Raw genomic sequence first — 18,334 nt, forward strand, 5'->3', positions numbered from 1 at the left:
AGCTTTAGCCGGGTCGCTGAAACTGCTGCCGCGACTGCTCTACGCGTTCGCGTGTAATGCAGTTTAGCGAGTGGTCGTTGAGCAGCCCCATTGCCTGCATAAAGGCAAAAGCGGTGGTGGGGCCGAAGAACTTCCAACCGCGCTTTTTCAGTTCTTTCGCCATTGCTACGGATTCGGGCGAGGTGGTCTGAGTCTGTGGTGTCGCTAATTCGGTCGGCTCATAGCGCCAGAAAAAAGCGGCCAAAGAGCCTTCTTGCTCAACCATTTCCTTTGCACGTTGGGCGTTGTTGATGGTCGCTTCGATTTTTCCGCGGTGGCGAATAATGCCTGCATCTTGGAGTAAACGCTGCACATCATCTTCATTAAAGCTGGCGACTTGATGGAAGTCGAAGCGGTGAAAAGCGGCGCGAAAGTTGTCGCGTTTATTAAGAATCGTGCGCCAGCTTAAGCCCGATTGAAAGCTCTCTAAGCAGAGCTTCTCGAATAGCCGCTGATCATCGTCTACCGGGAAGCCCCACTCATTATCGTGATAGGGCAGAAACTCTGCCGCGCCGCCACACCACTTGCAGCGGGGATGCCCATCGGGGGCGATAAAATCGTTGTCCATCAACTGCTCACCTATCAATTGAACCACTCTTGGGCAGTACGCCACAGGCATATGCCGATGAAATAAATCGATGTAATCCCCCACCCCCATAATGCCCAGGCGGCGTGCTCGGGGCTGGAGAGTACTAACGATGTTATACATGCGCACCATACGAGTGTGACGGTGATATTGAGCGGCATGAACTGGCGCACCCGAAAGGGGTGGAGGAATTTCATATTAGTCACGGTGAGGATGGCCAGAAAGGTGATAGCGGCAAAGGTGATAAAAGGCGGGAAATCGAGAATATAGAAATAGGCTGCGGCGATATTCCAGGCGGCAGGAAAGCCAACGAAGTAATTATCCTGGCTTTTCATATCAACATTGCAGAAACAGAACATCGATGAAAGCAGAATAATGAATACTGAGAGCAGTGCAAAATTGGGCGGCAACTCAATAAAGTAGTAGATGAAAAGGGCAGGGATAAAGGCCCAGGTCAGGTAATCAATCACCATATCGAGTGTTGAACCATCGAAATGGGGCAGTATGGCCTTCACTTCATACTTGCGGGCCAGGGTGCCATCGATTCCATCGATCATCATCGCGGCACCTAACCAGAGCAGGCAGGCGACTGGATTATTGTCGACCAGAGCGAGCAGCGCCATGGTGCCGAGTAGCACACCGCTGGCGGTAAATATGTGCACGCTCCATGCCTTCCATATCGAGGTGCGGGATTCTGTGTGCGAAGAGAGTAATTGAACCACATTAACCCCATTGGGAACGTGGGTCCCCTTTAAATTGAATTTATAAATAAGCCTGTAAAGAAAGATACACTACTACAAGAATGCTTCCAGAGAATATGTCGAAGCATATCCTGCGATGACGTGATTGATACTTCACACGCTATGCACGCCACTATTGGCGTAAGCGCCGCCATGCCTCACTTAACCACTCACCTGCGTTCATTAGTTCGCTTTCAGTCGAGCCCGCATAGCCAAGCACTAACCCAGGGCGCTTATTCTCGGAAAGGTAATAGCGGGAAAGTGGAGAAAGCGTAATGCCTGCTTCACTGGCACGCTTAACGAGCATCTCTTCTTCCTCGATAGTATCGAGTTCAGCTAATAGATGCATACCCGCATGGCCGTCAGAAAGCCGAAGCCCAGCGGCCACTGCAGGCGTTAATGCCGTGCGTAAACACGCTTGTCGCTGACGATAGGCCGCCCGCATCCGGGCGATGTGGCGAGTAAAATGCCCGCTGGTAATAAATTCAGCAAGCGCCGATTGCACGGGATAGTTACCTTCACGGTGCAGTCGGGCATGGGCACGTCTGAAGTTGTGGGCAAGTGTATCAGGCAGCACCAAATAGCCTAAGCGTAAGCCGGGATAGAGCACTTTGCTAAAGGTACCGACATAAATAACCGATGCCTGTTCGGCAAGACCCTGTAGAGAGGGAGTCGGCGGCGTGCCGTAACGAAATTCGCTGTCGTAATCGTCTTCAATGATCCAACTACCAGCGCGAGAAGCATACTCAAGTAACGCCAGTCGCCTGGGGACTGGCATGGTAACGCCGCTGGGATATTGGTGGGAGGGTGTCACGTAAATTAGCCGAGGTGCTGGCGCCTTCTCAGGGGCAAGTGAAGGGTTTAACCCTTCTTTATCGACGGGGATGGGCGTTACCGTTAATCCCGACGCCAGAAAACAGGCTTGGGCGCCACCGTAACCCGGCTCCTCCATCCAAACCGAATCCCCATGATCGGTGAGTAGTTGAGTAATCAGTTCAAACGCCTGCTGGGCGCCTTGGGTAATCACAATCTGTTCTGGTTGGCAGCGCACCGCGCGGGAGAGTCTTAGATAGTCACAAAGAGCCGCTTTGAGTACAGGTAGACCACCGCTGGTTTGATAATCCACCCATGCCATTTCTGCGTGATAATAGTGACGCCGTAAAAGGCGCTGCCACTGCTCGCGGGGAAACAGGTCGAGCGCCGGGACGCCTGGGGCAAAGGCGCGATGGTCGTGGCTCAACGTTCCGCTTAGTGTTAATAGCTTGTTACCCCGGCTTGAGTAGCGAACAGGCAAAGGTGGCGGAAGCTCTGCTCGGGTTAACAGCGCGGGGAGGTTCGCCACATAGAGTCCTGCTCCCTGGCGGGCAATCAGTAACCCTTCCGCCAGTAGCCGATCCATGGTGGCCAGCACCGTATTACGGCTAATACCCAAAGCGCGAGCCAAGTAGCGGGAAGAGGGAAGCGTATCGCCAGCCGTCAGCTCACCGTGTTGAATCCACTCCTTAAGCGAGCAGTAAAGTTGCTGAACAAGTGTGGCTGCTTCATTCGCAGTTAGCCTTAGCGCTAGCGCCTCCGCAATCCAGTCGCTGGCAGCGTCACGTCTTTTCACTGGTTCCCTCAATTTAGCGATAAGTGGCTCTTTATCATAGACCACTATGACGGCAAGCTGTGTTGAATCACCACCCAAAGGGAGCAGTCGTTATGGTTAATGTTCGTTCGGCGGTACTCAATGACTTAGAACCTCTTAGCGTATTACTTGATGGCTATCGTCAGTTTTATAAGCAACCGAGTGACATTCAGGCGGCGCGTGATTTTTTAGATCAGCGTATGGGGTTAGGGGATTCATTCATTCTGGTTAGCGAGAACAGCGAAGGCATGCTCACGGGGTTTGTGCAGCTTTACCCAGGTGTTTCCACGGTGGGCTTAAATGCCCGCTGGACGCTAAATGACCTCTTTGTGCTGCCGGAGTGTCGCGATAAAGGCACCGGCAGAGCACTAATGGAAGCCGCCACCCAGCTTGCCCATGACCACGGCGTCGCACGTTTGATATTAATGACGCAGGTAGAGAACGAACGCGCCCAACACCTTTATGAATCATTGGGCTGGCAGCGTAATACGGCGTTTTACGGTTATTTACTGGACGTTAAATAATAAAAGGTTATAGATGCATGCTTAAGTGGCATTCTCCGGCAACTTACACACATCCACCCACTCGGCATTGACCAGTTCGGCCAGACGCTTGGGGCTTAGGCGTACGGCGCTAGTGGGCGAACCAGCGGCGGGCAGCACTTCGTCATAGGCGTGGAGCGATTCATCGCAGTAAACCGGCAGGTCGGTGGCGAGGCCGAAGGGACAAACGCCGCCAACCGGGTGGCTGGTCAGTTCCATCACCGTTTCGGCGTCGAGCATTTTGGCCTTGCCGCCGAAGGTATCGCGAATTTTGCGGTTGTCGATACGCGCATCGCCACTGGCCACAATGAGTAGCGGTTTGTCACCGACTTTGAACGCTAGGGTTTTGGCAATTTGACCTGGTGCTACGCCATGGGCATCAGCGGCAAGTTGTACCGTGGCAGTACTGGTTTCAAGCTCTTCGATGTTTACATCCGGCGCGTGCTCGGCAAAAAACTGGCGAACGGTTTCGATGCCCATCTTGGATTCCCCTGATTATTAACAGTCGGCATTAACATTCGTCGGTAACATTAGACGGTTCAATGACTAATCTAACGTGCCTTTGGTGGATTAGCCAAGCCACTGGGGCGTGGTGATTTTGGCAGGCTCACGCTGCATGATGATTTCGCCATGGCGTACGGAAAGCAGCACTTCGCCTTGAGTGCGCAGCACGCTGTAGTCATCCTCGCCCTCCAACAGGTTGAAGCTGGCGGGTTTGCCGACCTCGATGCCGTAACGCTCTTCAATATTGAGCGTGCGGGCGCTGTTGTCGGTAATCAGTGAAAGTGCCTGGCTGAAGTCCTGATAGCCCATCATTTGGCAGATATGCAGGCCAAAATCCAGCGTTCGCAACAGCTTGCCATTCCCCAAGGAGTACCAGGGATCGAATATGGAGTCCTCGGCAAAGCAGACGTTAATGCCCGCTGCGTTGAGCTCCTTAACACGCGTCACTCCGCGCCGTTTCGGGTAGGTGTCAAAGCGCCCCTGCAGGTGGATGCTTTCGGTAGGGCAGGAGATAAAGTTAATACCCGAGCGTTTTAGCAGCAGAAACAGCTTGGAGCAGTAAGCATTGTCGTAGGAGTGCATCGCCGTGGTGTGACTGGCGGTAACGCGGCTGCCCAAATCATTAAACAGCGCCTCGCAGGCCAGTACTTCGAGAAAGCGTGAGTTGGGGTCGTCAATCTCGTCACAGTGCACATCCACCAGGCGGTCGTACTTGATCGCCAATTCGATCACTCGCTTCATGGAGGCCACGCCCAGCTCACGGGTGTATTCGAAGTGGGGGATGCCGCCCACCACATCGGCGCCGATCTCTAGTGCCTCCTCCATCAGCCGATCGCCGCCTGGGTAAGAGAGCAGGCCATCTTGAGGGAAGGCGACTACCTGAATATCAATTTTATCTTTTAACTCGTCGCGCAAGGCGCACAGGGTTTTAAGCCCAATCAGGCTAGGGTCGCTGGTGTCGGCGTGGGTGCGCACAAACTGAACGCCGTTGCCGATTAGCAGGTTTAGGGTTTTAAGCGCGCGCTCGCGAATATCCGCTTCGGTGAGCATAGGCTTACGCTCGCCCCAGCGCTCAATGCCTTCAAACAGCGTGCCGCTCTGGTTCCAGCTTGGCTCACCTGCCGTAAGGGCGGCGTCCAAATGGATATGGGGCTCAATAAACGGCGCACAAATGAGCTTGGCGCCTGCATCAATCTGCCCTTCGCTCGCTGTTTGCGGCGTGTCTTGCTCGGTAATCGCTGTGAACGTGCCGTTCTCAATCTCAAGTCGGTAAAGCTCAGGACGCTGGCGCAAACGGGCGTTAAGAATCTGCATGCTCATATAACAAGGCTCACTTATTTTATTACTTCGCAGTAGAGGGAAACGTATCGCTCAGCGTAGCGTGGTTTAAACGAAGCAGCACGGCGTAGCTTCCTGCTGCCACTACAACACCTACCAGTGGTGGCAGTAACGGGGAGAAGTAAGCGGCCCCGGCGCCCAGCGCATACGCAGCTAACCCTCGGCGGTTGAAGTCGGGTAGTTGTGCTTTATCCAATGTGGGGTAGCGGCCTTTATGCTTGAGCCAAAAGTCCGCCATGATCACCCCGCCCATGGGCGGTATAAAGGTGCCGAGTAACACCAGAAATGGGATGAGTAGGTTATACATACCGCCCACTGCCAGCACGGTGCCAATCGCCGCGCCACCCACAGTGACCAGGCGGCGCTTTTCGGTGCGCAGCAAATTACAGCCCGCCACGGCGAAGTTGTAGATAGTGTTGTCCTGGGTTGTCCAGATATTCAGGAACAGCATCAGCACGGCGATGGTGACAAAGCCCTGAGCGATCAATACATCCACGATATCCGCCTGCTGGTAAATCATGGTGCCAAGTGCACCGGTCAGCACCATTAAGCCGTTACCGACAAAAAAGGCCGCCAGGGTCGCGATCACGGCAATTTTCGGTGTTTTGGAGAAGCGGCTCCAGTTAGTCGCTTGGGTACCGCCGCTAATAAAGGTACCGATAATCACGGTAATCGCAGCCGCCACACTCATACTCTCCGTGGGCGTTTGCTGGCTCAGTCCCGCAAAGCCGCGCACATCCACCAGGCCGGTAAACAGGCTGATGACGATAAATAGCATCATGGCGGGGACGGCAAAGCGCGATAGCCAGTCCATACCTCTGTAGCCAATCATGGCGGTCACGCAGAAACCAAACCCAAATAGCACCATTAAGGGGATTTCCAGCCATTCAGGCATCCCGGTGGTGCGTACTAACACTAGGGCAATCGTGGCAGTGCCCCAGGCGTACCAGCCGATCTGGGTAAAACCGAGAATAAAGTCGGAGAGTTTGCTGCCTTTTTCGCCGAAGCAGAAGCGTCCCATCAGCACCGAATTGAGCCCGCTTTTACAAGCAATATAGGCGAGGGCTGCCGCATACACCCCCAGCAGCAAGTTACCAATCGCTATGATCCATAGCAGTTGGCCAATCGGAAAGGCTTGGCCTAACGTGCCGCCCGCCCACATGGTGGCGGTGAAAAACGTAAACCCAAGCAGTACTGCCGAGGTAGATAGCAGGCCCTTGCGGGCGCTGGTAGGGACTTCACTGAGTGGATAGTCAGAATGATGCATCACGCCCTCCTAATATAAATCAGCGAACCTGTTAGCTATTTATAAAGCAAGAGATATGCCAAAAGGGTATGTCAATAAGAATGATTAAGCTTGTCATTTTTTAAGACATGCCCACTCATTTTAATGATACTTTAGTAAATAAAACCTAATTGTTTGTGTACGTTTGCCGAATAAAATAGTGGTCAAAAAAGCTTGTTTGTTAAAAAAATGATCGCTCATTGTGATTACGGCCAGACACGCCCGCTGCAGCTATAGCCATGAAGGAACCGGAGTAGATGCCAGAACCCCAGCATAGGAGTGCTTCACTGCCTGCGGCTAAACTTCCTTGGCATCATACCCTGGTGGGTAAGGTGGTGATGTTTATGCTGATGGGCGTGCTGTTTGCGTATGTAACGGGGGCGCTGTCAGGTTTTTTTATGGTTGAGCGTGGGGCTCGGGAGCAGTGGTTGCGCGAAGCGCAGGTGAATGCCCAGATAGTGAGCGCGACTATTAGGCGTATTTATACGTCCGTGGCGGTTAAGACCGATGGCACGGGTCAAGTCACGCATATCATTTCCCAGCGCCCAATTGGCGATGAAGAGTCGGTTCTGGAAACTGGGTTTAGCCCGATTGATGTATTAGCGTTAGCAAGTGCACAAACACGTAACAACGTATGGCTGTTCACTAAGTCATCAGAAGGTTCTCTCACCGTAGTGGCTGATGCGCTTAACACACCATCAGACTCACCTGCCAACTTGGCGGTAGATACATGGCAAACAAAAGCGGATGCCGTTGATTTTTATGTTGGATTTGCCAGCATTGGCAATGAAGAGCACTTCATTAGTTCGCTGCCCATTGTTACTCCTGATGGTCAACTGTTAGGCGTGCTGGTAGCCACTATAGGCCAGAAAGGTGGGCTGTATCAGATGCGTAATGATCTGATCAGTAAAGCATTTGTAGCGCTACTGGTGGTATTGGTCGCAACAGCCCTGCTAGTCACTGTTTTGATGCGTCAGTTATTTACACCCGTGCCAGTATTAATTAAGTCGCTCACCGAAATCGCTAAAAACCAGACTGCTGACAGCACGCCTTATACCGACCGTAACGATGAAATTGGCCGGATGGCAAAGGCCATAGATGCGCTTCGTAAGAAAGTCATTGAGCGTGAACACTTACTTGAAGTTAAAGACGAAGCGCTGCGCTTTCAGCATCTTGCTCATCATGATGAGCTGACCAAATTGCCCAACCGCGTGCAATTAAATAATGCTTTAAAAACCGCTGTGCACTCACTGCTTCAAGGCGAAGTATTTAATGTCATGCTATTTGATCTTGACCATTTTAAAGCAGTTAACGATAGTCTGGGGCACGCGGCGGGTGATGCTTTGCTCGTTGAAGTTAGTCAGCGGGTGCAGGGGCTGCTGACCGACGATGATTTGGTGGCGCGCCTTGGTGGCGATGAGTTTGCCATCATTCAACGCGTTGTGCGTAGTGCCACCAATGAGGCAAAAGTACTGGCAGAAGCAATTGTGTCTGTTCTACGTGAACCGTATCAGTTTAATAACCAGGAAATTAACATTGGAGTGAGTGTTGGCATTGCAACCGCGCCCGCTGATGGCCGCAATAGCCACGATCTGCTGCGTCACGCAGATCTGGCGCTCTATGCGGCCAAGGCGAAAGGGCGCGACCGTTATATGCTCTATGCCGCAGGGATGACAATGGATTCCGGGATCATCGAACAAAGGTAAGCCTATGAAGTGGCTAGTAGCGTTATTAATGACCAGTGCGATGTGGCAAGGTGCCGCTGCTGGTGAGGAGATCGACTCCTCGCCGACATTGTCGCGTATTGCGTCTGCTGGTGAGATTACTATCGGCCATCGTACCAGCGAAGCCCCCTTCTCCTACCTAGTTAACGACCAGCCAACAGGCTATGCGATTGACCTGTGCCTAAACGTCATCGAAGGTCTGGAGGAAACATTGGGCTTAGGTGATCTCAAGGTAAATTATGTGCCGGTAACGCCTGCAAATCGGTTCATATTAGTACGTAATGGTGAAGTGGATATCGAGTGTGGAGTGACCACCAATACCCCTGAACGTCGCCGTCAGGCCGCTTTTTCATACCCTCATTTTCTGACCGCAACGCGCTATGTATCCCTCGCCGAGCAGCATATGGACAGTTTGCAGGATTTGGCGGGCCGCAGCGTGGTATCAACAACAGGCACTATCAATATTGCCCAGCTCAACGAACTCAATCGCACCGAGGGGCTAGCAATATCGGTAATGCTAAGCCGTAATCATGAAGAAGCCTTTGATATGGTGGCTTCAGGACAGGCTTCCGCGTTTGTGATGGATGAGGTTTTGTTAGCAGGTTTGGTTTCGTCTGCCGTTGACCCTGCCGCTTTTCATATTTCTCAAGCAACACTGAGTAGTGCCGAGCCCTATGGCTTAATGATGCCGCCTGATGATCCTGTTTTTGTTGAGCTGGTCAATAAGGAACTGCGTAACATTTATCAAAGTGAAACTATTCACACTCTTTATGAAAAATGGTTTTTGCAGCCTCTCCCTCCCGATAATCGAGTATTGAACTTGCCGCTAGCGCCAGCGCTTGCCGCTATTTTCGCCAATCCTGAGCAGTACATAGAGTAGAGGAGGTGTGTTATGCGCCGAAGTTTATTGCTTGGGTGGTGTAGTTTGCTGGTAATGATGTCTGGTGGAGAGGCAGCACATGCAACGACACCTATCGATTCGCTTGAACGCATAGAAGCAACCGGCGTGTTAAGGGTTGGCTATGGTGATACAGCGCCATTCTCTTATTTAGATAATCAGGGTAACGTCGTCGGTTACTCTATCGATATTTGCCAACGTTTAGCGAAACAGCTGCAAGTGCAATTAGACCTGCCTTCTCTTGAAATAGCCTATGTGTACCGTACGCCCAGTAACCGGGTGCAACTGCTCAATAGCGGCGATATCGATATTGAGTGTAATGCCAGTACTAATACACAACAGCGGCGGCAGAGCGCGCAGTTTGCGCTTAGCCATTTCTTTGTCTCGGTGCGTTATGTGGCCCTGAAGGAAAATGGCTTTACCGCCTTGGAGGACTTGGCCGGGCGTAGCGTGAGCGTGGCGCGTGGCACCGTCAATGTCAGCCAGATCAATCAGGTAAATCGAGAACGCCAGCTGAATTTATCGGTGGTGCCCGTAGGTACATTGCAGGAAGCGTTTGATTTAGTTGCTGATGGGCGCGTAGCGGCTTTTGCAATGGATGATATATTACTAAGCACAATGATTGCTGAGTCCGATCACCCTGACGCGTACGCGCTTTCCGAAGAAGCCATTACGTCGATAGAGCCTCTCGGTTTTTTAATGCAATTGGGCGACGATGCCTTTGCCGCAGAGGTAAATAAAGCCCTCGAACATATTTATACCAGTCCGGAAATGCCGTTGCTTTACGAACGGTGGTTTCAGCAACCTCTCCCTGGCAAAGACATTACGCTTAATGTACCAATGAGTGCCGTCTTGGCTGAGCACTTTGCCACCCCTCGCGAGATAAACGCAGATTAAGTGCATTAGATAAATATAGATTAAGATTTAGCGCAGGTTCATACGGTTTGAGTGTTAAATAAACCACGCATTAACGTTTCCACGATACCACTGCTCTCATCCGCCAGAGAATGCTGCTGGGGATCCTGCAGCCAGTCGAAACAGACGCCAATCAAAAAGCCATGAAATTGGCGCCGGGCGCTGGCTGGGGTTAAGTCAGCGCGTAAAGTGCCAGCGATTTGGGCCTGTTCAAACAATTGCTCTACTCGTGCCTCTGCGTGCTCAGAGAGTCGAGTGATCATGCAAATCCGCGGGTGCTCCTCTTCCAGTTTCTCGCAGCGGTGCAACACGATAGTGGCTGCTCTCTGCAGTGGCAGGTCGTGGGAAATGGCTGCCAGCGAGCGTAGAGCAATGTCGCGTAAGCAGTCTGCCGGTGCTGAGCCTAGGCGTTCCACCACCTCATCGACAATTTCATCCAGAGGGACACGCACGCGCTCCAAGAGTGCATCGAACAATGCAGCTTTGTCTTCAAAGTGCCAATAAATGGCCCCTCGTGTCACGCCTGCTGCCTGGGCGATGTGCGCCAAGGTGGTACGCGAAACGCCTTGGGCTAAAAAGGTGGTCTCTGCCGCGTCCAGAATGATTTCTCGGGTACGTTCGGCGTCGGCCTTACGACGGGACATAGCGGCTCCTATTATTAAAATAAGCGGTATTTTGGCAGTGATGGATAGCAAAGTCGCGGGTGGGTGATTATTATACACCTCACTGACATTCATGAATGTCAGTGAGGTGACTATATTATTCAACTTGTACCCTGAATGCAGGTTTGAAAATCATCACTGACCGCCATCAAGGAGCTACTCGTGCCCGTTACTCTTCTCCGTTCACTGCCCATCATACTGGCTCTGCTTGTGCTAACGGGCTGTGAGCAACCCCTGGCGCAGTCGACTGATGCCACACGACCGGTAAAATTGATGACACTGCAGTCGGCAAATGCTACGGCCTTACGGCAGTTTCCCGCGCGGGTGGAAGCCTCTACGCGCAGCAATTTGTCATTTCGTATGGCCGGGGAATTATTGGAGCTCAATGTGAGCCCCGGCCAACAGGTGAGCGAAGGCGAGGTGATTGCGCGCATTGATGATCGCAATGTGCAAAGCGAGCTGGACAGCGCCCGCTCGCGCTTGGAGCTCGCCGAGGCAACGCTAGAACGCATGCGCTATACCCTGCAGCGTGGGGCGGTTAGCCAATCCCAGTTTGATGAGTCGGAAAGCGAGTGGCGGGCCGCCCGGGCCACCTTCGAACAGGCACAAGAGCAGGTCGAGCATACAAAGCTACGCGCCCCTTACGATGGTGTGATTGCCCAGGTGCCAGTGGATAACCGCCAGATAGTTCAAGTTCAAGAAACGGTCGCGGTGATCCAGCAGCCAGGGCAGCTAGACGTGGTGTTTCATCTGCCCGAGCAGATCGTGCAGCGCATACCGCGAAATAATGGAACGCCCTTCGGTGATGCGTTGGCGTTTGAAGTGCGCTTTGGTAATAGCGATAAACCCTATCTTGCCCAGCTAGCCTCTTACACCACCCAAGCCAGCGCACAGAGTTTGGCTTATGAAGTCACCCTAACGCTGCCCCAGCCGGACGATATCACCCTGTTAGACGGTATGAGTGCCAATGTGCGGCTCGATTTGAGTTCGCTGCAAACCGAAAATAGCACCCCGCTGTGGCTACTGCCCACTGATGCGGTGAGCTATGCCGGTGATGATCCCGACCAGGCTCAGGTATGGCGCTTCATCGAGCCAGAAAACGTGGAAGCGGTGCCGGTGGAGGTCGGTCGGTTAACCTCAAACGGCCTGGAAGTTAGCGGAAAGTTGGCAGCGGGCGATCGCGTTGTGGCGGCCGGAGCCCACCGTTTAACCGAGGACACCAGGGTGACCCCGTGGGAAAAAGAGCAGGGGCTTTAACATGGTCGACTACTTTCTACGCCACCGGGCGACCAGCTATTTAATGACCGTGGTGCTGCTGGCGGGTGGCGCGCTGTCGTTTTTGGGCATGGGCCAGTTGGAGTTCCCCGAATTTACCATTCGCAATGCGCTGATCACCACGCAGTACCCTGGTGCGACGCCTGAAGAGGTAGAGCAGGAAGTCACTTCGACACTCGAAGAGTCAATTCAGGAGATGTCATCGATCAAACGGGTTAGCTCGGTGAGTTCTGATGGCCTATCGCAGATCACCGTTGAACTCGAAAGTACGGTGCAGAACGAGGAGTTGGAGCAATTATGGGATTCGCTGCGCCGTAAAGTACAGGATGCCCAGGCCGCGCTTCCGCCGGGTGCGAGTCAATCTCGCGTAAATGACGACTTTGGCGATGTATTTGGTTTCATGGTCAACCTGACGGGCGATGGCTATAGCATGCCGGATCTGGCTGACCATGCTGATTTTCTCAAGCGCGAGCTCGCTTTGGTGAAGGGCGTCGCGAAGGTGTCGCTAAGCGGTGAGCACGAAGAGCGCATCTATATCGAAGTTGATCGCGAACGCCTGCGCGCACTGAATATTCCGTTAACACGATTACAGCAACTGCTTGAGACCCAAAATGCAGTGGCAGACTCAGGGCATCTTAAACAGGATGGCCGCCGTTTTCGTATCACCCCCACGGGCAGTGCGGCAGATATTGAAGCTCTGCGCGCCCTGATTGTCAGTGAGGGCGGCGGTGAACTGGTGCGGCTGAGCGATATTGCCGATGTGAGCCGCGAGCTGGCGAAGCAGCCCCAGCAGCTTTACCGCGATATGGGCAGGCCGGCGATCTCGTTGGGCGTCTCCTTTGAAAGCGGAGTGAATGTTGTCGAGGTGGGAGAACGGCTACAGCAGCGTCTGGATGAACTGCAAACCCGCACACCACTGGGTATGGAGCTGAATGTCGTTTATAACCAGCCCCAGGTGGTCGATGACGCAGTATCCGGTTTCCTGGTCAGCTTGATCCAGGCGGTGGCTATCGTGATCGTGGTGCTGATGCTGTTTATGGGCTGGCGCAGTGGTCTGTTAATGGGCTTTATCCTGCTGATCACCATTATTGGCACCTTTATGTTGATGCGCTTTCATGGTTTGCAGCTGGAAAAAATCTCGCTGGGTGCGTTAATTATCGCCCTGGGAATGCTGGTAGATAACGCCATTGTGGTCACCGAAGGCATGCTGGTGGGGTTAAAGCGCGGCAGCACGATTCGTGATTCGGCGCATCAAGTGGTTCGCCAAAATGCCTGGCCCTTGCTGGCCGCAACGCTGATCGCGATTGCAGCCTTTGCGCCCATCGGTTTATCGCCAGACACCACCGGTGAGTTTATCGGCTCGTTATTTTTCGTGCTGCTCTACTCGCTACTGCTGAGCTGGATCACGGCGCTGACGTTAACGCCGTTCTACTTCAAGCTGTTTTTCCGCAATGTTGCCCCCGGCGATGGACAGGAAGACCCCTATAAAGGCGTGGTTTATCGTTTTGTAGGCCGTGTCATTATCACCGGTATTCGTTGGCGCTGGTTAACCTTGGCGCTGATGGTAGCGATATTGGCTGGCGCGGTGGTCGGCTTTGGTTCGGTTAAAAATGCCTTCTTTCCGGCCTCTAATACGCCGATCTTTTTTGTCGATTATCGCACGCCGGAAGGTACCGATATTCTCGAAACCCAACGCCGCGTTAGCGAGCTTGAAAAGAGCGTGATGGAGATGGACGGCGTTCGCCACCTGACCACCACCGTGGGCGGCGGAGCGCAGCGCTTTACCCTCACCTATTCACCGGAAGACCGCTATGCAAGCTATGCGCAGTTGATTGTCGAAACCGACGATAAAGCGACTCAACACGACCGCATGGCTGACGTAGAGCAAGTGTTGGAGCGGGATCATAGCGATATCGACTACAAAATCGCCCCGTTGGAGGTCGGCCCCGCTCCCAAAGCCAAGCTAGAGGCGCGCTTCTACGGCAGCGATCCAGCGGTGCTTCGCCAGTTGGGCGATCAGGTTGAGGCCATGTTCCTTGATACACCGAATTTGACCAGCGTGCGCACCAGTTGGCGTAACCGCGTGCAGGCGATTGAGCCCGTTTTTCTTGAAGATACTGCACGTAGGCTGGGTGTGACCCGTGAAGACCTGGCCAGCACCCTGGCGCTAAGTACCAGTGGCAGCCAGGTGGGCATTTACCGCGACGGCAGCGACCTGATTCCGATAGTGGCGCGGGCAATCCCCGAACAGCGTCACGATGTGGATAACCTAGGCTCACTTAACGTCTGGAGCGCAGAGCAAAACCGCTATATCTCCGCCGATCAAGTCATCGGCGATATCACAACACAGGTGGCGGATCCGCTGATTATGCGCCGCAATCGCGAACGCATGCTGGCGGTGTACGGTGAGCCGGATCCGCTAAGCGGGGTGACCGCAGCCAGCGTATTGGCCGACATTCGACCAAGGGTGGAGGCCTTGGATCTACCAGCAGGTTACCGGTTGGAGTGGGGTGGTGAGTTTGAGACCGCTGGCGAAGCGCAGAGTGGGTTATTTTCCTCGCTGCCGCTGGGCATAGTGATGATGTTTATTCTCACTGTGGTGCTGTTCAATAACTTCCGCCAGCCGTTGGCTATCTGGTCGCTGGTACCGCTGACGATTATTGGCGTAGTGGGCGCGTTGTTGGTTACCGGGTTACCTTTCTCGTTTATGGCTCTGCTGGGTACGCTGAGCTTGATCGGCATGGTAATCAAAAATGCCATCGTGTTGGTAGAGGAGATCAACGTGCAACTGCTGTTGCATCAAGACCGCTACCACGCTGTGGTGCGAGCTGCGGTCAGCCGCGTGCGTCCGGTCGCCATGGCCGCGCTGACCACCATGTTGGGCATGATCCCGCTAATTAGCGATGCCTTTTTCGCCAGCATGGCGGTCGCGCTGATCGGTGGCCTGGGTGTCGCCACGCTATTAACCTTAATCGTACTGCCGGTAGTTTACTGCGTGCTCTACCGGATTCGCATACATCCTGATCAATAACTCGAGCAGACTCCTTTCATCTTAGCCGTGGCCTTGACCAATCCACGGCTAAGATAGCCTCTGCACCGATATTCAATGCGCCTACCACTCCGTTCACTGCTGTTTGCAAATCGTTTCTATTTTCATTTGTGAAAATAATTTTCAAGCTAGACTAAAGTCTATGCTATCCAGGCCGATAGCAGTTCCTCGTAAAAGATATTGGTCGATTTAAGTTAATCTAAAGCCGCTGGAAGTGCTCTAGCTAGATTATATAAATTGCCAAAAGCTAATGGATCTGGCCTGGAGGCATTCCGCATATGAATCGTGTACTTAGTAATCTATCCGTCAAACTGGGTTTAACCCTTGTTTTGGCCATCTTTTCATTATTAATAATAACCATTGCCTTTCTAGGCTATCAGGCAGGCGAAGAGGGCAGTACTTCGTTAAAAGAGCTTGACCTATCAGGTGATCGCACTTTAGCACTTAGCCGCAGTCAACGATCCATAGCCTACGCTCAGCTTTTCTACGTTAGTAGCTTCGATGCGTTTGAGAAAGGTGATGCCAGTTCATTCCGTGACTACCTGGCTCGGGCCCAAGATGCTCAGCGAGTTGCGCAAGATTACTTTACAGAGGGCGGATGCAGACTCTGAGTGCAACACACTCACTGGATGGTTGATGGGCTTTCATGGTACTTGGTCATCAGCTCGCTCATCACTTCTATCGGACATTTAAACCCAAAGCGTTTTCGAGGTCGCATATTTAGCTCAAAGGCAATGGCGTCTAGCTCTTCCTGGCTATGCACTGAAAGATCCGTTCCTTTCGGTAAATATTGACGGATTAGGCCATTGATATTCTCATTGGCCCCCCGCTGCCAGGGGCTATGGGGATCGCAAAAGTAAATCGCAACACCGGTTTCTTGAGTAATTTTTGCATGGTGTGCCATTTCACGCCCCTGATCATAAGTCATGCTTTTTCGAGCGGTGGTCGGCATTCGGTTCAGGGCAGCACTAAAGCCTGCGACGGCGGATGTGGCGGTGGCGTCATCCATTTTTGCGAGTATCAGATAGCCACTACTAAGTTCTACCAAGGTGCCTACCGCAGACGCGTTATTCTTACCTTTAATCAGATCGCCCTCCCAGTGGCCGGGCATTTCACGCTTACTGACCTCGGGCGGACGTAAGTGAATGCTGACCATGTCAGGGATCTGTCCACGTCGATCCACTTCGCCACGGCGAGGCTTGCGTGTGGTTTTACCTTGTCGCAAGCAGTGAATCAGTTCCTTGCGAAGGTGGCCAACAGGCAAGGCATAAATGGCCGTGTAGATGGTTTCTCGGCAGACGTAGGCATCGCGCAAATCAGGTAGTTTCATCATTTTGAGCTTGCCGCTAATTTGTTCAGGAGACAAGCGTTGTCGCAACATATAAACGATGAGGTCAAAACGCTCCGTGCCCGGCACAAGCTTCTGTGTCGGGCGACAGGCAGCTCGACGCTTTTCTCGCTGACGTTGAGCGTGCCGGGCACAGTAACCGTTCTGGGCTATTTGGTTACGGCGTATTTCACGAGAGATGGTTGAAGGAGCTCGCCCTAAGAGCTGGGCAATATGCCGAAGGCTCATCCCTTGGGCTTGACCCACTTGGATGCTGGCACGTTCTTCAATGCTGAGTTCGAGGTAAGACATGGGACAACACCTTAGCGAAATGCTCAGGTGTTGCACTCAATTTCTGCGGCCAAGGAGTTTAAAGCCACCAATCCTGAGTCGGCACTTTCTGATACCGTGATTGCCACCTATGAGAGCTTGATCCAACGGGGGATTATCCCCTTAGAGGAGGCATTGAATACGGGTAACAGCAGTCAGTTTAATACCGCAAGGGAAATGGTGAGTGACTTAAATCAGCAGTTAATTGAGGCTGTTAGTGCTTACAATGATCATCGGGCTGAACGAAACAAGTCGATGATTGCCGATTATGAGAGCGGCATGCAGTTTCTTACTTATATTGATATCGCTGTACTTTTGATTGCCGCGTTAATCGTTCTGTTTGTTCGCATCGCGATGGTGGGCTCTATTGTAAAACCACTAAACGAAGCAGTGAAGCATTTTGAGCGTATTGCCCAAAATGATCTCTCTGGTAAAGTAGATGACCGTGGTAGCAATGAGATCGGCAAGCTGTTTAGTGCTATGCAGCATATGCAAAGTAATTTGGTTAAAACCGTTTCTGAGGTACGCGATAGCAGCGGTTCGATTCATATCGGGGCGCGTGAGATTGCCAGTGGTAACTCGGATCTATCCTCGCGTACCGAGCAGCAGGCGTCTTCCCTGCAGGAAACCGCCGCCAGCATGGAGCAGTTAACCGCTACCGTTAAACAGAATGCCGATAACGCCCGCCAGGCCAGCCAGTTGGCGAACGATGCCTCAAGCACTGCAAGCAACGGTGGTGAAGTGGTTGAGCAAGTGATTACCACCATGCACGGTATTTCTAGCAGCTCGCAAAAAGTGGCGGATATTATTACCGTTATCGACTCTATCGCCTTTCAAACCAATATCTTGGCACTCAATGCTTCTGTGGAAGCAGCGCGGGCAGGCGAACAGGGTCGTGGTTTTGCCGTGGTGGCGAGTGAAGTGCGTAACCTGGCCAGCCGCAGTGCCGATGCCGCCAAAGAGATCAAAGCACTGATTGAGGCGTCATCCACCCAGGTGAAAGAGGGCTCAGCATTAGTCGAAAGCGCCGGTGCTACGATGCGGGATGTGGTCTCCTCTGTGCGCCGGGTGACCGATATTATGGATGAAATCTCCGCGGCTTCTCAGGAGCAGAGTTCGGGCATTGAGCAGGTCAACCAAGCGGTTGCCCAAATGGATGAAGTGACCCAGCAGAACGCGGCCCTGGTTCAGCAGGCGTCGTCAGCGGCAAGCTCGTTGGAAGAGCAGGCGGCGCGGCTTGAAAGCGTTGTCTCGGCTTTTCGTTTAACTGAGGGGGAGAGCCGTACGCAACACGCCCCGCTTACCTCGCCCCAGCACACGCCACAACACTCATCTCAACAGACACCAGCGCTGATGCGGCCAGCGACGCGTAGCCAAACCAGTAGCAAAACCGCGGCTAGCGCTGAAGATGATTGGGAAGCTTTTTAAGCCAGCGTTTCTCGCCGCTTAGGCTGCGTTCCCCCCTCCGCCATTGCTGTAAGAGGGGGGGGAGT

The 18,334-nt window shown here is 53.0% G+C and carries 16 protein-coding genes; 8 read left to right on the top strand and 8 right to left on the bottom strand.

Annotation, left to right across the window (positions count from 1 at the left end; translation table 11 throughout):
• Positions 1-4 precede the first annotated feature (4 nt).
• From AC4EYZ_RS15710 to pdxR, 3 genes are all read right to left on the bottom strand, one after another.
• Positions 5-607: a DNA-3-methyladenine glycosylase I gene (locus AC4EYZ_RS15710; protein WP_022521751.1), complete on the bottom strand. Its 603-nt coding sequence runs from the start codon at positions 605-607 to the stop codon at positions 5-7.
• Positions 608-621: 14 nt separating this feature from the next.
• The gene (gene pcsA, locus AC4EYZ_RS15715) at positions 622-1,305 is read right to left on the bottom strand and encodes a phosphatidylcholine synthase (RefSeq protein WP_342211988.1); all 684 of its coding nucleotides are present in this window, start codon (positions 1,303-1,305) and stop codon (positions 622-624) included.
• A 193-nt stretch (positions 1,306-1,498) separates the two neighbouring features.
• Positions 1,499-2,974, bottom strand: coding sequence for a MocR-like pyridoxine biosynthesis transcription factor PdxR (pdxR, locus tag AC4EYZ_RS15720; protein ID WP_474191442.1), 1,476 nt, complete (start codon positions 2,972-2,974; stop codon positions 1,499-1,501).
• Between the two features lie 92 nt (positions 2,975-3,066).
• Between pdxR and AC4EYZ_RS15725 the strand changes: the two genes are divergently transcribed.
• Positions 3,067-3,516: a GNAT family N-acetyltransferase gene (locus AC4EYZ_RS15725; RefSeq protein WP_474191443.1), complete on the top strand. Its 450-nt coding sequence runs from the start codon at positions 3,067-3,069 to the stop codon at positions 3,514-3,516.
• A gap of 21 nt (positions 3,517-3,537) precedes the next feature.
• Here the strand turns inward: AC4EYZ_RS15725 and AC4EYZ_RS15730 are convergent, their stop codons facing one another.
• The 3 genes from AC4EYZ_RS15730 to codB form a co-directional block, all read right to left on the bottom strand.
• Complete coding sequence (locus tag AC4EYZ_RS15730) at positions 3,538-4,014, bottom strand: YbaK/EbsC family protein (protein ID WP_027957037.1); 477 nt, start codon at positions 4,012-4,014, stop codon at positions 3,538-3,540.
• Between the two features lie 90 nt (positions 4,015-4,104).
• Entirely contained in the window at positions 4,105-5,358 is a 1,254-nt protein-coding gene (codA, locus tag AC4EYZ_RS15735) for a cytosine deaminase (protein WP_474191444.1), read from the bottom strand.
• Positions 5,359-5,380: 22 nt separating this feature from the next.
• Complete coding sequence (gene codB / locus AC4EYZ_RS15740; RefSeq protein WP_474191445.1) at positions 5,381-6,643, bottom strand: cytosine permease; 1,263 nt, start codon at positions 6,641-6,643, stop codon at positions 5,381-5,383.
• 356 nt (positions 6,644-6,999) lie between these two features.
• Between codB and AC4EYZ_RS15745 the strand changes: the two genes are divergently transcribed.
• The 3 genes from AC4EYZ_RS15745 to AC4EYZ_RS15755 are packed head-to-tail and all read left to right on the top strand — an operon-like array spanning position 7,000 to position 10,180.
• A complete protein-coding gene (locus AC4EYZ_RS15745) occupies positions 7,000-8,367 on the top strand; it encodes a diguanylate cyclase domain-containing protein (protein ID WP_490203866.1) in 1,368 nt (455 codons plus the stop codon).
• A gap of 4 nt (positions 8,368-8,371) precedes the next feature.
• On the top strand, positions 8,372-9,265 hold the full coding sequence (locus tag AC4EYZ_RS15750) for an amino acid ABC transporter substrate-binding protein (RefSeq protein WP_141440597.1): 894 nt from the start codon (positions 8,372-8,374) through the stop codon (positions 9,263-9,265).
• A 54-nt stretch (positions 9,266-9,319) separates the two neighbouring features.
• The gene (locus AC4EYZ_RS15755; protein ID WP_490204288.1) at positions 9,320-10,180 is read left to right on the top strand and encodes an amino acid ABC transporter substrate-binding protein; all 861 of its coding nucleotides are present in this window, start codon (positions 9,320-9,322) and stop codon (positions 10,178-10,180) included.
• 38 nt (positions 10,181-10,218) lie between these two features.
• On the opposite strand, the gene AC4EYZ_RS15760 is transcribed toward AC4EYZ_RS15755, so the two are convergent.
• A complete protein-coding gene (locus tag AC4EYZ_RS15760) occupies positions 10,219-10,842 on the bottom strand; it encodes a TetR family transcriptional regulator (protein WP_039857303.1) in 624 nt (207 codons plus the stop codon).
• A 180-nt stretch (positions 10,843-11,022) separates the two neighbouring features.
• On the opposite strand from AC4EYZ_RS15760, the gene AC4EYZ_RS15765 reads away from it, so the two are divergent.
• The 3 genes from AC4EYZ_RS15765 to AC4EYZ_RS15775 all read left to right on the top strand — a co-directional run bounded on the left by AC4EYZ_RS15765 (position 11,023) and on the right by AC4EYZ_RS15775 (position 15,795).
• Positions 11,023-12,117 (top strand): efflux RND transporter periplasmic adaptor subunit, encoded by a 1,095-nt coding sequence (locus tag AC4EYZ_RS15765; RefSeq protein WP_190374558.1) that lies wholly within the window; start codon positions 11,023-11,025, stop codon positions 12,115-12,117.
• Between the two features lies 1 nt (position 12,118).
• Positions 12,119-15,166 (top strand): efflux RND transporter permease subunit, encoded by a 3,048-nt coding sequence (locus AC4EYZ_RS15770; RefSeq protein ID WP_474191448.1) that lies wholly within the window; start codon positions 12,119-12,121, stop codon positions 15,164-15,166.
• Positions 15,167-15,462: 296 nt separating this feature from the next.
• Positions 15,463-15,795, top strand: coding sequence for a hypothetical protein (locus AC4EYZ_RS15775; RefSeq protein ID WP_490203867.1), 333 nt, complete (start codon positions 15,463-15,465; stop codon positions 15,793-15,795).
• A gap of 11 nt (positions 15,796-15,806) precedes the next feature.
• On the opposite strand, the gene AC4EYZ_RS15780 is transcribed toward AC4EYZ_RS15775, so the two are convergent.
• Positions 15,807-16,823, bottom strand: coding sequence for an IS30 family transposase (locus AC4EYZ_RS15780; RefSeq protein ID WP_317998401.1), 1,017 nt, complete (start codon positions 16,821-16,823; stop codon positions 15,807-15,809).
• Positions 16,824-16,850: 27 nt separating this feature from the next.
• Between AC4EYZ_RS15780 and AC4EYZ_RS15785 the strand changes: the two genes are divergently transcribed.
• The gene (locus tag AC4EYZ_RS15785) at positions 16,851-18,269 is read left to right on the top strand and encodes a methyl-accepting chemotaxis protein (protein ID WP_474191918.1); all 1,419 of its coding nucleotides are present in this window, start codon (positions 16,851-16,853) and stop codon (positions 18,267-18,269) included.
• The last annotated feature ends 65 nt before the right edge of the window (positions 18,270-18,334 follow it).

This window comes from Vreelandella sp. 162(4c), from assembly GCF_058152265.1.

What these genes read in the sequence shown, in the direction of transcription:
- AC4EYZ_RS15755 (WP_490204288.1), top strand. Translation starts at nt 9,320, where the DNA reads ATGATGTCTGGTGGAGAGGCAGCACATGCAACGACACCTATCGATTCG.
- AC4EYZ_RS15775 (WP_490203867.1), top strand. Translation starts at nt 15,463, where the DNA reads ATGAATCGTGTACTTAGTAATCTATCCGTCAAACTGGGTTTAACCCTT.
- AC4EYZ_RS15760 (WP_039857303.1), bottom strand. Translation starts at nt 10,842, where the DNA reads ATGTCCCGTCGTAAGGCCGACGCCGAACGTACCCGAGAAATCATTCTG.
- codB (WP_474191445.1), bottom strand. Translation starts at nt 6,643, where the DNA reads ATGCATCATTCTGACTATCCACTCAGTGAAGTCCCTACCAGCGCCCGC.
- AC4EYZ_RS15770 (WP_474191448.1), top strand. Translation starts at nt 12,119, where the DNA reads ATGGTCGACTACTTTCTACGCCACCGGGCGACCAGCTATTTAATGACC.
- codA (WP_474191444.1), bottom strand. Translation starts at nt 5,358, where the DNA reads ATGAGCATGCAGATTCTTAACGCCCGTTTGCGCCAGCGTCCTGAGCTT.
- AC4EYZ_RS15750 (WP_141440597.1), top strand. Translation starts at nt 8,372, where the DNA reads ATGAAGTGGCTAGTAGCGTTATTAATGACCAGTGCGATGTGGCAAGGT.
- AC4EYZ_RS15725 (WP_474191443.1), top strand. Translation starts at nt 3,067, where the DNA reads ATGGTTAATGTTCGTTCGGCGGTACTCAATGACTTAGAACCTCTTAGC.
- AC4EYZ_RS15745 (WP_490203866.1), top strand. Translation starts at nt 7,000, where the DNA reads ATGTTTATGCTGATGGGCGTGCTGTTTGCGTATGTAACGGGGGCGCTG.
- AC4EYZ_RS15730 (WP_027957037.1), bottom strand. Translation starts at nt 4,014, where the DNA reads ATGGGCATCGAAACCGTTCGCCAGTTTTTTGCCGAGCACGCGCCGGAT.
- AC4EYZ_RS15780 (WP_317998401.1), bottom strand. Translation starts at nt 16,823, where the DNA reads ATGTCTTACCTCGAACTCAGCATTGAAGAACGTGCCAGCATCCAAGTG.
- AC4EYZ_RS15710 (WP_022521751.1), bottom strand. Translation starts at nt 607, where the DNA reads ATGGACAACGATTTTATCGCCCCCGATGGGCATCCCCGCTGCAAGTGG.